This is a genomic window from Streptomyces sp. NPDC057950, assembly GCF_042887295.1.
GTDB classification, from domain to species: Bacteria; Actinomycetota; Actinomycetes; order Streptomycetales; family Streptomycetaceae; genus Streptomyces; species Streptomyces kaempferi.
This window is the reverse complement of sequence record NZ_JBHVPP010000025.1, coordinates 156,808-169,612: the sequence shown is the minus strand read 5'-3', so window position 1 is coordinate 169,612 and position 12,805 is coordinate 156,808. Positions and strand designations below refer to the sequence as shown.

At 71.3% G+C, this 12,805-nt stretch carries 11 protein-coding genes; 3 read left to right on the top strand and 8 right to left on the bottom strand.

Going from position 1 to position 12,805, the window contains the following annotated elements; all coding sequences use genetic code 11:
- Window positions 1-537: 537 nt before the first annotated feature.
- Window positions 538-1,536: a tryptophan--tRNA ligase gene (gene trpS, locus ACFVTC_RS34950; protein WP_390132514.1), complete on the top strand. Its 999-nt coding sequence runs from the start codon at window positions 538-540 to the stop codon at window positions 1,534-1,536.
- 85 nt (window positions 1,537-1,621) lie between these two features.
- Here trpS and proC read toward each other — a convergent pair whose 3' ends face one another.
- The 3 genes from proC to ACFVTC_RS34935 all read right to left on the bottom strand — a co-directional run bounded on the left by proC (window position 1,622) and on the right by ACFVTC_RS34935 (window position 4,218).
- On the bottom strand, window positions 1,622-2,431 hold the full coding sequence (gene proC / locus ACFVTC_RS34945; protein WP_390132512.1) for a pyrroline-5-carboxylate reductase: 810 nt from the start codon (window positions 2,429-2,431) through the stop codon (window positions 1,622-1,624).
- A gap of 99 nt (window positions 2,432-2,530) precedes the next feature.
- A complete protein-coding gene (locus ACFVTC_RS34940) occupies window positions 2,531-3,358 on the bottom strand; it encodes an ABC transporter permease (RefSeq protein WP_390132510.1) in 828 nt (275 codons plus the stop codon).
- On the bottom strand, window positions 3,355-4,218 hold the full coding sequence (locus tag ACFVTC_RS34935; protein ID WP_390132508.1) for an ABC transporter ATP-binding protein: 864 nt from the start codon (window positions 4,216-4,218) through the stop codon (window positions 3,355-3,357). The genes ACFVTC_RS34940 and ACFVTC_RS34935 overlap by 4 nt, the downstream gene beginning before the upstream one ends.
- 299 nt (window positions 4,219-4,517) lie before the next feature.
- Between ACFVTC_RS34935 and ACFVTC_RS34930 the strand changes: the two genes are divergently transcribed.
- The gene (locus ACFVTC_RS34930) at window positions 4,518-5,939 is read left to right on the top strand and encodes a SulP family inorganic anion transporter (protein ID WP_390132506.1); all 1,422 of its coding nucleotides are present in this window, start codon (window positions 4,518-4,520) and stop codon (window positions 5,937-5,939) included.
- Here the strand turns inward: ACFVTC_RS34930 and ACFVTC_RS34925 are convergent.
- The 4 genes from ACFVTC_RS34925 to ACFVTC_RS34910 all read right to left on the bottom strand — a co-directional run bounded on the left by ACFVTC_RS34925 (window position 5,903) and on the right by ACFVTC_RS34910 (window position 8,227).
- The gene (locus tag ACFVTC_RS34925) at window positions 5,903-6,853 is read right to left on the bottom strand and encodes a methyltransferase domain-containing protein (protein ID WP_390132504.1); all 951 of its coding nucleotides are present in this window, start codon (window positions 6,851-6,853) and stop codon (window positions 5,903-5,905) included. The two genes, ACFVTC_RS34930 and ACFVTC_RS34925, sit on opposite strands and share 37 nt — an antisense overlap.
- 97 nt (window positions 6,854-6,950) lie before the next feature.
- The gene (locus ACFVTC_RS34920) at window positions 6,951-7,454 is read right to left on the bottom strand and encodes an EamA/RhaT family transporter (RefSeq protein ID WP_390132502.1); all 504 of its coding nucleotides are present in this window, start codon (window positions 7,452-7,454) and stop codon (window positions 6,951-6,953) included.
- Between the two features lie 64 nt (window positions 7,455-7,518).
- The gene (locus tag ACFVTC_RS34915; RefSeq protein WP_390132533.1) at window positions 7,519-7,803 is read right to left on the bottom strand and encodes a hypothetical protein; all 285 of its coding nucleotides are present in this window, start codon (window positions 7,801-7,803) and stop codon (window positions 7,519-7,521) included.
- 79 nt (window positions 7,804-7,882) lie between these two features.
- Window positions 7,883-8,227 (bottom strand): SH3 domain-containing protein, encoded by a 345-nt coding sequence (locus tag ACFVTC_RS34910; RefSeq protein ID WP_390132500.1) that lies wholly within the window; start codon window positions 8,225-8,227, stop codon window positions 7,883-7,885.
- A gap of 188 nt (window positions 8,228-8,415) precedes the next feature.
- Here ACFVTC_RS34910 and ACFVTC_RS34905 point away from each other — a divergent pair, with 188 nt between their 5' ends.
- Window positions 8,416-10,539, top strand: coding sequence for a PQQ-binding-like beta-propeller repeat protein (locus ACFVTC_RS34905; RefSeq protein ID WP_390132498.1), 2,124 nt, complete (start codon window positions 8,416-8,418; stop codon window positions 10,537-10,539).
- A 157-nt stretch (window positions 10,540-10,696) separates the two neighbouring features.
- Here the strand turns inward: ACFVTC_RS34905 and ilvD are convergent, their stop codons facing one another.
- Entirely contained in the window at window positions 10,697-12,550 is a 1,854-nt protein-coding gene (ilvD, locus tag ACFVTC_RS34900) for a dihydroxy-acid dehydratase (protein WP_390132496.1), read from the bottom strand.
- Window positions 12,551-12,805: the final 255 nt, after the last annotated feature.

The following is a 12,805-nucleotide window of genomic DNA, read 5'->3' as shown; positions in this document are numbered from 1 at the left end:
TCCTCGGCGCTTTCCAGGTTTCCGCTCTCGCGTTTCCCTTTCCGGCGGTTCCGACTCTATCAGATCCTTTCGGGCCTGATTCCCAGTCAGTGGGGTTTGTCTTCCCGGCCGTTGGGCCGTTCCGACGAGTGAGACTTTAGCGGATTCCTGCCTCCCGAGCTAATCGGGGGCGTCCTTTCGAACGCGGATTCCTCATTCCACAAACGCGCACATAAACGAGCCGACGACGAGTCGTCGTTCGCTGGGTGCTTGTTGCGGAATCGCTGTCCGGGGACCGACCGGAGTCGGAGCTCACGTCGGACAACTCGGAGAACACTACGTACGGGACAGGGGTGTGTCAACTCGGCCCCGGACGCCCCTCGGACGCGTACGCTCGGAGCCATGACGACACATACGTGCACCCAGCAGTGGTGGGCCGCCTGACGGCGGCCGTACTCACGTATGTACACAACGGCCGCCGCCCTGGCGGCCGTTTCTGCATCTCCCTCCTGGGGGGCCGGCCGGACGGTGCGGCGGCCTCGACCAGAGGGTGGAGAGATGAAGCGGATCTTCAGCGGGGTCAAGCCGACCGGGCATCTGACGCTGGGGAACTACCTGGGGGCCGTACGCCGCTGGGCCGATGTCGATCAGCACCGGGCCGACGCCCTGTTCTGCGTCGTCGATCTGCACGCCCTGACCGTGGACCACGATCCGGGACGGGTCCGCAGACTCAGCAGGCAGGCCGCGACGCTGCTGCTGGCCTCGGGGCTCGATCCGCGGCTGTGCACCGTCTTCGTACAGAGCCATGTCGACGAGCACGCCCGGCTGTCGTACCTGCTGGAGTGCGTCGCCACGGACGGTGAGATGCGCCGGATGATCCAGTACAAGGAGAAGGCCGCGCGGGAACAGCGGCGGGGCGGGAGCGTACGGCTGTCGCTGCTGACCTATCCCGTGCTGATGGCGGCGGACATCCTGGCGTACGGGACCGACGAGGTGCCGGTCGGCGACGACCAGACACAGCATGTGGAGCTGACCCGGGATCTCGCGGTGCGGTTCAACCAGCGGTACGGGCACACGTTCGCGGTGCCACGGGCCACCCGTCCCGAGGTCGCCGCGCGGGTCATGAATCTCCAGGAGCCGACGTCGAAGATGGGGAAGAGCGACGACGTGGGGCCGGGCGTCGTGTATCTGCTCGACGAACCGGACGTCATGCGGAAGAAGATCATGCGGGCGGTGACGGACAGCGGACAGGACGTCGTCCACGACCCGGAGGGACGGCCGGGGGTCTCGAACCTGCTGGAGATCCTCGCCGCTTGTGAGGGCACGGACCCGGAGACCCTGGGCGGTGCCTATCAGTCGTACGGCGCCCTGAAGAAGGACACCGCCGAGGCCGTGGTCGAACTTCTGCGGCCCCTGCGCGAACGGCACAAGCAGCTGTGCGCCGACCCCTCGTACGTGGAGGGCGTGCTGCGGGACGGTGCGGCGAAGGCGAGGGAGATGGCCAGACCGCGGGTGGACTCGGCCTACCGGGCGATCGGGCTGCTGGCGGCGGGCTGAGACGGCGGGGCCGGGCGTGTGTGCGCCCGGCCCCTTGCCGCTTCGCTGTTCCGCTGTTCCGCTGTTCCGCTGTTCCGCTGTTCCGCTAGCTGTTGCCGGAGGCCAGTTCGCGGCTGCGGTCACGGGCGGCCTCCAGCGCGGCGATGAGCGCCGCGCGCACGCCGTGGTTCTCCAGTTCGCGGATCGCGTTGATCGTGGTGCCCGCCGGCGACGTCACGTTCTCGCGGAGCCGCACGGGGTGCTCCCCGCTGTCGCGGAGCATCACGGCGGCGCCGATCGCGGACTGGACGATCAGGTCGTGGGCCTTGTCCCGGGGCAGGCCGAGCAGGATGCCCGCGTCCGTCATGGCCTCGACCAGATAGAAGAAGTACGCCGGGCCCGAGCCGGAGAGGGCGGTGCAGGCGTCCTGCTGGGACTCGGGGACCCGGAGCGTCTTGCCGACGGCACCGAAGATCTCCTCGGTGTGGGCGAGGTGCTCCTCGGTGGCGTGACTGCCGGCGGAGATGACGGACATGGCCTCGTCGACGAGCGCGGGGGTGTTCGTCATGACGCGCACCACCGGGGTGCCCGCGGCCAGACGCTCCTCGAAGAACGAGGTGGGGATGCCGGCCGCGCCGCTGATGATCAAACGGTCGACGGGCAGGTGCGGGGCGAGTTCCTCGAGGAGGGTGCCCATGTCCTGCGGCTTGACCGTGAGGATCAGGATGTCGGCGTTCTTGGCGGCCTCGGCGTTGGTGACGGCCGTGACCCCGTGGCGCTCCTGGAGTTCCCTGGCGCGCTCCGGGCGGCGGGCCGTCACGAGGAGGTCGGCGGGGTCCCAGCCGGAGCGGATCACTCCGCTCAGCAGGGCTTCGCCGATCTTTCCGGTGCCGAGGACTGCGACTTTCTGGGTCATGGTGCGGGTGCCCTCCAGGGGTGCGTCGTCCTGCGGCCATCCTCGCACCCGGTCGGCCGGGCGGGGTGGTCCGTCCGACCGGCGGACGGCCACGGCGCGTCACGGCGTACGGCGCCTCAGGGTGGCCGCGCCGAGGACCAGCACCAGCAGGGCGCAGGCCGCCACGATCAGGGCGTCCCGCAGGAACGTGGCCGTCATGTCGGTGTGTTTGAGGACCTCGTTCATCCCGTCGACGGCATAGGACATGGGGAGCACGTCGGAGACCGCTTCCAGGGCCGGGTGCATGCTCGGGCGGGGCGTGAAGAGGCCGCACAGGAGGAGCTGGGGGAAGATCACCGCCGGCATGAACTGGACCGCCTGGAATTCGGAGGCCGCGAAGGCCGAGACGAAGAGGCCGAGGGCCGTACCGAGGAGCGCGTCGAGCAGCGCGACCAGCAGGAGGAGCCACGGGGAGCCGGTGACGTCGAGGCCCAGGAACCAGACCGCGAGGCCGGTGGCGAGGGCCGACTGGACGACGGCCACGGCGCCGAACGCGAGGGCGTAACCGGCGATCAGATCGCCCTTGCCGAGCGGCATGGCGAGCAGGCGTTCCAGCGTGCCGGTGGTGCGCTCGCGCAGGGTGGCGATGGAGGTCACCAGGAACATCGTGATCAGCGGGAAGATCCCGAGGAGCGAGGCGCCGATGGAGTCGAAGGTGCGCGGGCTGCCGTCGAAGACGTAGCGGAGCAGGACGAGCATCAGACACGGGATGAGGATCATCAGCGCGATGGTGCGCGGGTCGTGGCGGAGCTGACGCAGCACGCGCGTCGCGGTGGCCGTCGTACGGGCCTGGTTGATGGCGCTCGCCCTCGTGCTCGACCTCGTGCTCGTGTCCGTGCTGGTGCCCGTGCCCGGGATCAGGTTGTCGGCGGTGGTCTCGGTGCTCATCGGACGGTCTCCTTGCGGGGCCTGTCGGCGGTCGCGTTCGCCTCGTCGACCAGGTGGAGGAAGGCGGCCTCGACGGTCTCGGAGCCGGTGCGTTCGCGCAGGGCGTCGGGGGTGTCGTCGGCGAGGATCTCGCCCTCGCGCATCAGCAGGAGGCGGTGGCAGCGCTCGGCCTCGTCCATGACGTGGGAGGAGACGAGGAGGGTGGCGCCCCGGTCGGCGGCGATGGCGTGGAAGAGGGTCCACAGGTCGCGGCGCAGGACCGGGTCGAGGCCGACGGTGGGTTCGTCGAGGACCAGGAGCTCCGGGGTGCCGAGGAGGGCGACCGCGAGGGAGACGCGGTTGCGCTGGCCGCCGGAGAGGTTGCCCGCGAGGGAGTCGGCGTGGGAGGTGAGGTCCACGTCGGAGATGGCCCGGGTGACGTGGTGGTGGCGGCGGTCGGCGGCCGCGCGTCCGGGGTCGAGGACCGCGGCGAAGTAGTCGAGGTTCTGGCGGACGGTCAGGTCGTCGTAGACGGAGGGGGCCTGGGTGACGTAACCGATGCGGGAGCGCAGGGCCGCGTCGCCCGCCGGACGGCCGAGGACCTCGAGGGTGCCGGCCACCTTGGCCTGGGTGCCGACGGTGGACCGCATGAGGGTGGACTTGCCGCAGCCGGAGGGGCCGAGCAGTCCGGTGATCTGGCCGCGCGGCACGGCGAAGTCGAGTCCGCGCAGGACGGTGCGGGGGCCCCGTACGACGGTGAGGCCCTCGGCGCGCACGGCGGGCCGGGAGGCCGCGGGAGAGACGGTGGCGGCGGAGGGGACGGGAGAGGTGGAGGGGTCCGGGGGGTCGGCCGGGGACGGCGTGTGCCTCGAAATATTCATCACGTGATGAATATTGCTCGCGTGGAGCACGGTCGTCAAGCCCGGTCGCGTTCGGGGGCGCAGGCGCGCGGCGGCGCGAACGGAAGGGGGCGCTCCGCCGTGCGGTGCGGGTGGTGCGCTTCCACGTTCACGTGGCGGTCACACGGAAGGGCTGCGCGATCAACTCCCGTTACCGACAATGGATTTCAGTACGTGGTCATATGCCCACCGGCCGCTGGACCGCGTCCGTACGTCCGCCGCGCCCTCCCCCGGCCCGGCAGCCCACGCGTCTGCCGCTCTCGACCGGAGGTGCTGTTGTGATGCGCAAAGCCGATCTGTCCGCGTCCCTCGTCGTCTTTCTCGTCGCGCTCCCCCTGTGTGTGGGGGTCGCCATAGCCTCCGGGGTGCCGGCCGAACTGGGACTGGTCACCGGGATCGTCGGCGGGCTGGTCGCTGGAGCGCTGCCCGGCAGCAGTCTGCAGGTCAGCGGGCCGGCGGCCGGGCTGACCGTGCTGGTGTACGAGGCGGTGCAGACGTACGGGCTGCCGGCGCTCGGGGTGCTGGTGCTCGGGGCCGGTCTGGTGCAGCTCGCGCTCGGGGTGCTGCGGCTCGGGCGGTGGTTCCGGGCCGTGTCCGTGGCGGTGGTGCAGGGCATGCTCGCCGGGATCGGGCTCGTGCTGATCGCGGGTCAGGTGTACGCGATGGGCGATGCCCCGGCTCCCGCCGGCGGGCTCGGCAAGATCACCGGGCTGCTGTCACTGCCCGGTGCCGCCGACCCGGTGGCCCTCGCGGTCGGGGGTGCCACCGTGGCCGTACTCCTGCTGTGGCCGCGGTGGCGGCGCGGGGCGCGGGTGGTGCCCGCGCCGCTGTTGGCGGTGGCGCTCGCGTCGGCGGCGACCGGCCTGCTCGATCTGTCCGTGCGGCGGGTGACGGTGCGCGGGCTGCTGGACTCCGTGCAGCCGCCGTCCGTGGCGGAGCTCGGGCGGCTCACGGAAGTGGGCGTGTTCGGGACGGTGCTGGCGTTCGCGCTGATCGCGTCGGCCGAGTCGCTGTTCAGCGCGGCGGCGGTGGACCGGCTGCACCGGGGACCGCGGACCGACTACGACCGCGAACTCATCGCGCAGGGCGCCGGGAACGCCGTGTGCGGAGCGCTCGGGGCGCTGCCTATGACCGCGGTGATCGTACGGAGCGCGGCGAACGTGCAGGCGGGGGCGCGGACGAAGGCCTCACGGGTGCTGCACGGGGTGTGGCTGCTGGTCTTCACGGCGGTGGTGCCCGGAGTCCTCGGGCTCATTCCGGTGGCGGCACTGGCGGGACTGCTCGTGCACGCGGGCTGCAAGCTGGTGCCGGTGCGGGACGTGCGGGCGCTGTGGCGCGGGCACCGGGGCGAGGTCGTGGTGCTGGGCGTGACGGCGGTGGCCATCGTGGCCGGGAACCTGTTCGAGGGGGTGCTGGTCGGACTGGCGCTCGCCGTGGCGAAGACCGCGTGGGACATCAGCCATGTTCATGTGGAGACCGAGGACCGGGGGGCCGCGGGCATGGTCGTACGGGTGGTGGGGAACGCGACGTTCCTGCGGCTGCCGAAGCTGCTGGACGCTCTGGAGGCACTGCCCCACGACCGTGACGTACGGCTGGAACTGGGCGGGCTGCGCCATGTGGATCACGCGTGTGCGGCGGCCCTGGAACGGTGGGCCGCCGCGCGGGATCACGAACGGGTCGCCACGATCACCAGCACGTCGTAGACCTCCTCGACCCGCCCGTCCGGGAAGGCCTCCAGCAGGTGGGCACGCTCCTCGGCGAGGAAGTCCTCCGTGCCCTCCTCGCCGAGGACCAGGAAGATCGAGTGGCTGGTGATGTTGGCGAGGTGCGTGTCGACCGGGACGCGGCGGCTCCAGCGGACGACACGGTGGGCGTGGTCCGGGATGTGGGGAGCGCCTTCGAAGGCGAGTCCGGTACGGGAGCCGGCCACGCCCTCCTTGCCGCCGGTGCCCCCCTTGCTGGCCTGCTCGTCGCCGAAATACCGCTCGACACGGCGTGCCTGGGCGGCGATCCAGGGGACGTCGAGGGCGTCCGTGTTCCACCAGAGCGCGAGGGAGCCGCCGGGACGCAGGACCCGGAGTGCCTCCGGCAGGGAGCGGGCCGGGTCGGTCCAGTGCCAGGACTGGGCGTACGTCAGGAAGTCCGCGCAGGCGTCGAGGAGCGGGAGGGCGTTGCCGTCGCCACGGACGATCGGAACTCCGGGGACGGTGCGGCGGAATTCCGCGGTCATGCCCTCGCCGGGTTCCACGGCCAGGACGTGCGCGCCCCTCGCGCGCAGCAGCGCGGTGGCGATGCCGGTGCCGGCCCCCACGTCGACGACCCGGGCTCCGGTGAGGGGGCGGCCGGCGAGTTCTTCGATCGCGTCGAAGAGGGCGGGTGGATAGGAGGGGCGGTTCGCGGCGTACTGGGCCGCGGCGGTGTTGAAGGAGTGGGCGCGGGTGGCGCGGGTCCGGTTCCGGGTGCCGGGGTCGGCCTGCGTTCCGGGTTCCGCGCCGCCGCCGGTGCCGGCCTGGGCTTTCGCCTCGGGGCCGGGGCCGGGGTGAGCGTCGGCGTCGGGATGGGCGTCACCGTCGGCGTCAGGGTGAGCGTCGGCGTCGGGGTGGGAGGAGGGGGTCATACGTTCATGGTGGCTGGTGCGGCTGTGGGGGCACAGGGGTTTTCGTCCCCGCCGCTCCGGTCCGGAGTGTGGGCTTCCGGTGCCGGACGGAGTGCCGTCAGGACCCGGCGGCCCGGCGCTTCTTCGACGGATTGCGGGTGCGGCCGACGGAACGGCGCTCGTACCGCGTACGGGCCGTCTCGTACTCCTCGCGGTGCAGGCCCTCGCCCGGGGCCTCGGTGAGGGAGCGGACGGAGTACGCGAGGAGGGTGCCGACGAAGCCGATGGCCAGCAGGCCCCGCAGGGATGCCTGGCGGTCGGGGTCGGGGCGCTTGGAGAACGCGTCCCAGGTGTGGCGGAAGGCGAGCGCGCTGCACACCGCGAACATCACCACGACCAGGATCGTCACCGGCCTGCCGACGTCCGCGATCGTCAGGCCCTGATAGGCGAAGCGCAGGACGAAGCAGGCGGCCACCGCGGCGAGGAGCGAACCTGCGGCGACGCCGACCCGGCGGCCGGTGTAGCCGCCGTCGTGCTCCACCCAGGTGGTCCCGAAGAAACGGAGGGGCTCGGGCTGGGGTCCCGCGGGGGTACCGGTACCGGTTTCGGTCGTATCACTCACACGACGATTATCGCTCCGGTCGGCCGCGGGGCCCTGTTTCGCCCGAACCCCTGACGTCGTCCGGTCAGGCGCAGCGCCCCGCGACGTAACCGTCACTGCCCGTTTTCACGTAGGCGTCGGAGACGAACTGACCGTTGGCGATGTTGTCCCAGATGTTCGTCGTCCCGTAGTACCCACTGACGGAATCACCAGGGCACTGACAGTAGATCGGTACGGACGAGCCCGCCGGCAGGGTGCGGACGACGGAATAGTGGACACCCGGGCCGGAACGCACGTTCACCGAGACCCCGGGAGCCAGGGGATACGTGCCGGCGGCGGACGCCTCGGGTGCGGCTCCCATCACCAGCATCGCCGCGGCGGCGAGCCCCCCGGCCACTACCGTCCTTCTGCGTGTCACAGACCTCATGGTGCTGTCCGTCCTTATCTGCTCAGGAGCAGCGCGGCGCGATGTAGCCGTCGCTGCCGGTCTTCACGTATGCGTCCGAGACGTATTCGCCGTTGGAGATGTTGTCCCAGATGCTGGTGGTGCCGTACGGGCCGCTCACGGATCCCCCGGGTGTCTGACAGAAGATCGACACACGTGAGCCCTCGGGCAGGACCCGCACGATGCGGTATCCGGTACCAGGGCCGCTACGCACGTTCAGCGCGGCGCCGGGTGCGATCGGGTAGGTGACCAGTCCCGCCACGGCGGCTGAGGACGTCGCCGCCGCTTCCTCGTCACGGTTTTCCGTACTTGTGACGCTCTCGACGCTTTCCATGCGCTCAACAGCCATGAAGGCCTCCCCCGTTGAATGAGATGAATCAGACGAATCAGATGGAGCAGGTGAATCTGGTGCGTTCAGGTGGCGCACACATATACGCCTGTCGCACGCGGAGGCTAGCAAGCCGCCTCGGGCTCGCACGAGGAATCGACTAGGCTCCGTGCGTCGCGCGCGCGGACGAACAGCACGGGGGTGGGTCCATGGCGCCACAGCGGAACACCGGAGCGGATCCGGAAGCGGAACTTCCCGAGTACGCGGGGCAGTACCGCCTGGCGGAGCGCCTCGGATCCGGTGGCATGGGCGTGGTCCATTTGGCCCGCAGCGGTTCTGGGCTGCGACTCGCGGTCAAGGTCGTGCACGCCGAGTACGCCAAAGACCCCGAGTTCAGGGGGCGTTTCCGGCAGGAGGTCGCCGCGGCGCGACGGGTGAGCGGGGCATTCACCGCACCCGTGGTCGACGCGGACCCGGAGGCCGGGCGGCCTTGGATGGCGACTCTGTTCATACCGGGTCCGACCCTCGCCGAGGAGGTGAAGCGGAACGGCCCTTTGTCCGCCTCCCAGTTGCGTCGGCTCATGGCCGGACTGGCCGAGGCGCTGCGCGACATTCACAGGGTGGGAGTCGTACACCGAGATCTCAAGCCGAGCAACGTCCTGCTCGCGGAAGACGGCCCCAAGGTCATCGACTTCGGCATCTCCCGGCCGTCGGACAGTGAACTGCGCACCGAGACCGGCAAACTGATCGGAACGCCACCCTTCATGGCACCCGAGCAGTTCCGACGCCCTCGCGAGGTGGGGCCGGCCGCCGACATCTTCGCCCTGGGCTCGGTGCTGGTGCACGCGGCTACCGGCCGCGGTCCCTTCGACTCCGACAGCCCCTACGTCGTCGCCTACCAAGTCGTGCACGACGAACCGGATCTGACCGACGTACCGGGGAATCTCGCACCGCTCATCACCCGTTGCCTCGCGAAGGAGCCCGCGGACCGCCCCACGCCCGACGAACTGATGCGGGAACTGCGTTCGATGGCGGCCTCGTACGACACCCAGGCGTTCATTCCGGCCCAGCGCACCGACCGGCCCGCCGCTCCCTCCGGTGCCCCGTCCGGCGCCGTGGTCGACGCACACGCCCCGCCCGCTCCGGGCCCCGGGAGACGAACGTTCAAGCACGTCGCCCTCGCCGTCGGCGCGCTCGTGCTCGTCTCGGGCGGGACACTGGCCACGACGCAGTTGCTCGGACAGGACGACAGCGCCGGCGCTCCGACGAATCATCAGCGGCGCTCCGCGCCCGCCGCTTTCAGCGGGTGGAGCACGAACCCCGCGGGCCGAGCCTCTGGGACGCCCGACTGTTCCTACGGCGGCGGGAGGTTGTTCTGCGCCCAGCCGGGGCTGACATCCGCTCTCGACCCGGCCGACGGCAAGGTCCTGTGGCGGCACACCTCGTCCGAGACGACCCTTCCGGACGGGGGGCCCGTCTTGTCGGGTGGGCTCGTGCACGTCGTGACCCACGCCGGACGGCTCCTGGAAGCCCTCGACCCGGTGTCCGGCGCGGTGCGGTGGACGATGCCCCTCTCGGCGTACGACCGGTTCCAGCACGCGGGGGGCATGGTCCTCCTCGCCCGGGCCGACGGAACGGTCACCGGGGTGGACGGCGCCACGGGCGAGAAACGTTGGAGCCATGGCCTGCCGGGGCAGACCACGCCGAACCTCGCCTCGTTCGCCGGGGACGGACTCGCCTACGTCACGAGCACGACGGACGACGGAACGCGTACGCGCGTGAGCGCGGTGGAACCGGAGACCGGGAACGTGCGGTGGAGTACCCGGCTGACCGGCACCCTGGATCCGGTCGGCAGCGTGCGAGGCGCCGTCTTCTTCGCGTCCGTCAACAAGAACACCCAGACCGACGCCCTGGTCCGCTACGAACCCGGCAACGGGAAGTCACTCCGGGTGAGGATCGTCCCGTCGCTGCCGCAGGCCCAGACCGCCGTCCGCGCCGGCACCGTCTACCTGATGAGCACCCTCGGCGGGCTGATGGCCGTCGACATGGACGCCGGGACGCAGCGCTGGCGCCTCGAGACCTCCGTGAGCCGGGGCTCCACCCCGGCCGTCGACGCCCGGCATGTGTACCTCACCACGCCGGACGGGCGGCTGCTCGCCGTGGACGCCGCCCGGGGGAAGCTCCTCGGCCAGACCCGGGCGCGGCCCGGAGCCCAGTCGGACCGCGTCCTGGGCTCGCTGCCCGTCCCGCTGATCGTCGACGGCCAGGTCTACGCGAGCGCGCCGGACGGGACGGTGTTCGCGGTGGCGGGAGACGACCCGGCGACCTGGTGAACGGGCCGACCGAGGCCGGGCCGAGCGAGACCCGGCCGAGCGAGACCGGGCCGAGCGAGACCGGGCCGAGCCAGGTGGAACGGACAGCACGGAGGGGCCGCCCCCGGCGGGAGCGGCCCCTGGTGTGCGTTGTGGTGGGTCGGTGTGCGGTGGTGGGTCAGCCCAGCTTCGAGACGTCGCGCACCGCGCCCTTGTCCGCGCTCGTCGCCATCGCGGCGTAGGCACGGAGGGCGGCCGAGACCTTGCGGTCGCGGTTCGCGGGGGCGTAGACGCCGTTCAGGGCGGCGCGGCGGCCTGCCAGCTCCTCGTCGGCGACCAGGAGCTCGATCGAGCGGCCCGGGATGTCGATGCGGATGCGGTCGCCGTCGCGGACCAGGGCGATGGTGCCGCCGGAGGCCGCCTCGGGGGAGGCGTGGCCGATCGACAGGCCCGAGGTCCCGCCGGAGAAGCGGCCGTCGGTGATCAGGGCGCAGGTCTTGCCGAGGCCACGGCCCTTGAGGAAGGAGGTCGGGTAGAGCATCTCCTGCATACCCGGGCCGCCCTTGGGGCCCTCGTAGCGGATGACCACGACGTCGCCGTGGGTGATCTCCTTCTTGAGGATCTTGTCGACGGCCTCGTCCTGCGACTCGCAGACCACCGCGGGACCCTCGAAGGTCCAGATGGACTCGTCGACGCCCGCCGTCTTCACGACGCAGCCGTCGACGGCGAGGTTGCCCTTGAGGACCGCGAGGCCGCCGTCCTTGGAGTAGGCGTGCTCGGCCGAGCGGATGCAGCCGCCCTCGGCGTCCTCGTCGAGCGCCGCCCAGCGCTCGGACTGGGAGAAGGCCTCGGAGGAGCGGACGCCGCCGGGGGCCGCGTGCCACAGCTCGACCGCCTCGGGGGACGGGGAGCCCGCGCGCACGTCCCATGTCTTCAGCCAGTCCGAGAGGGACGGGCTGTGCACGGAGTGGACGTCCTCGTTGAGCAGGCCGGCCCGGTGCAGCTCGCCGAGCAGGGCCGGGATGCCGCCCGCGCGGTGCACGTCCTCCATGTAGTACGTGCGGTCCTTCGCGACGTTCGGGGCGACCTTGGCGAGGCAGGGCACGCGGCGCGAGACGGCGTTGATCTCGTCCAGTCCGAAGGGGACGCCCGCCTCCTGGGCGGCGGCCAGCAGGTGCAGGATCGTGTTGGTGGAGCCGCCCATGGCGATGTCGAGGGCCATGGCGTTCTCGAACGCCGCGTGCGTGGCGATGTTGCGCGGCAGGACCGACTCGTCGTCCTCGTCGTAGTACCGGCGCGTGATGTCGACCACCGTGCGGGCCGCGTCCTCGTACAGCCCCTTGCGGGCCGTGTGGGTGGCCAGCACCGAGCCGTTGCCGGGGAGGGACAGGCCGATGGCCTCGGTCAGGCAGTTCATCGAGTTGGCGGTGAACATGCCGGAACAGGAACCGCAGGTCGGACAGGCGTTCTCCTCGATCCGGAGGATGTCCTCGTCCGAGATCTTGTCGTTCACCGCGTCGGAGATCGCGTCGACCAGGTCGAGCGTACGGACCGTGCCGTCGACCAGGGTGGCGCGGCCCGACTCCATCGGGCCGCCGGAGACGAAGACCGTCGGGATGTTCAGGCGCAGGGCCGCCATCAGCATGCCGGGCGTGATCTTGTCGCAGTTCGAGATGCAGATCAGGGCGTCGGCGCAGTGGGCTTCCACCATGTACTCGACCGAGTCCGCGATCAGGTCGCGGGAGGGCAGGGAGTACAGCATGCCGCCGTGACCCATCGCGATGCCGTCGTCGACCGCGATGGTGTTGAACTCGCGCGCGATGCCCCCGGCGGCCGTGATGGCCTCGCTGACGATCCGGCCGACCGGCTGCAGGTGGGTGTGGCCCGGCACGAACTCCGTGAAGGAGTTGGCGACCGCGATGATCGGCTTCCGTCCGATGTCCGCGCCCGGTACACCGGAGGCACGCATTAGGGCGCGTGCGCCCGCCATGTTGCGGCCGTGGGTGACTGTGCGGGACCTCAGTTCGGGCATCGTCGCTCGCTCCTTCGGAGAGTTATGACTGGGACCGAGCCTACGCCGCCGCGCCAGGATTCGGACGCGGCGTCCGGAATGCGGGATGCCTGTCTCGATGCGCGGGTACCGTGCCCCGCGCCGCACGGGGGTGCGGCGGGAGACGTCCGCGCGGGCCGGGGCCTGCTCGGGCCCGGACCTGCTCGGGCCGGGGCCTGCTCGGTGCGCGGGTGCGAGAGCGCCGCGGTGGGGTGAGGTGAGGTGAGGAGCGGGCCC

Coding starts and splice junctions, on each gene's coding strand:
- ACFVTC_RS34940 (WP_390132510.1), bottom strand. CDS start 3,358: ATGAGCACCGAGACCACCGCCGACAACCTGATCCCGGGCACGGGCACC.
- ACFVTC_RS34910 (WP_390132500.1), bottom strand. CDS start 8,227: ATGGCTGTTGAGCGCATGGAAAGCGTCGAGAGCGTCACAAGTACGGAA.
- ilvD (WP_390132496.1), bottom strand. CDS start 12,550: ATGCCCGAACTGAGGTCCCGCACAGTCACCCACGGCCGCAACATGGCG.
- proC (WP_390132512.1), bottom strand. CDS start 2,431: ATGACCCAGAAAGTCGCAGTCCTCGGCACCGGAAAGATCGGCGAAGCC.
- ACFVTC_RS34925 (WP_390132504.1), bottom strand. CDS start 6,853: ATGACCCCCTCCTCCCACCCCGACGCCGACGCTCACCCTGACGCCGAC.
- ACFVTC_RS34915 (WP_390132533.1), bottom strand. CDS start 7,803: ATGCTGGTGATGGGAGCCGCACCCGAGGCGTCCGCCGCCGGCACGTAT.
- ACFVTC_RS34905 (WP_390132498.1), top strand. CDS start 8,416: ATGGCGCCACAGCGGAACACCGGAGCGGATCCGGAAGCGGAACTTCCC.
- ACFVTC_RS34930 (WP_390132506.1), top strand. CDS start 4,518: ATGCGCAAAGCCGATCTGTCCGCGTCCCTCGTCGTCTTTCTCGTCGCG.
- ACFVTC_RS34935 (WP_390132508.1), bottom strand. CDS start 4,218: ATGAATATTTCGAGGCACACGCCGTCCCCGGCCGACCCCCCGGACCCC.
- trpS (WP_390132514.1), top strand. CDS start 538: ATGAAGCGGATCTTCAGCGGGGTCAAGCCGACCGGGCATCTGACGCTG.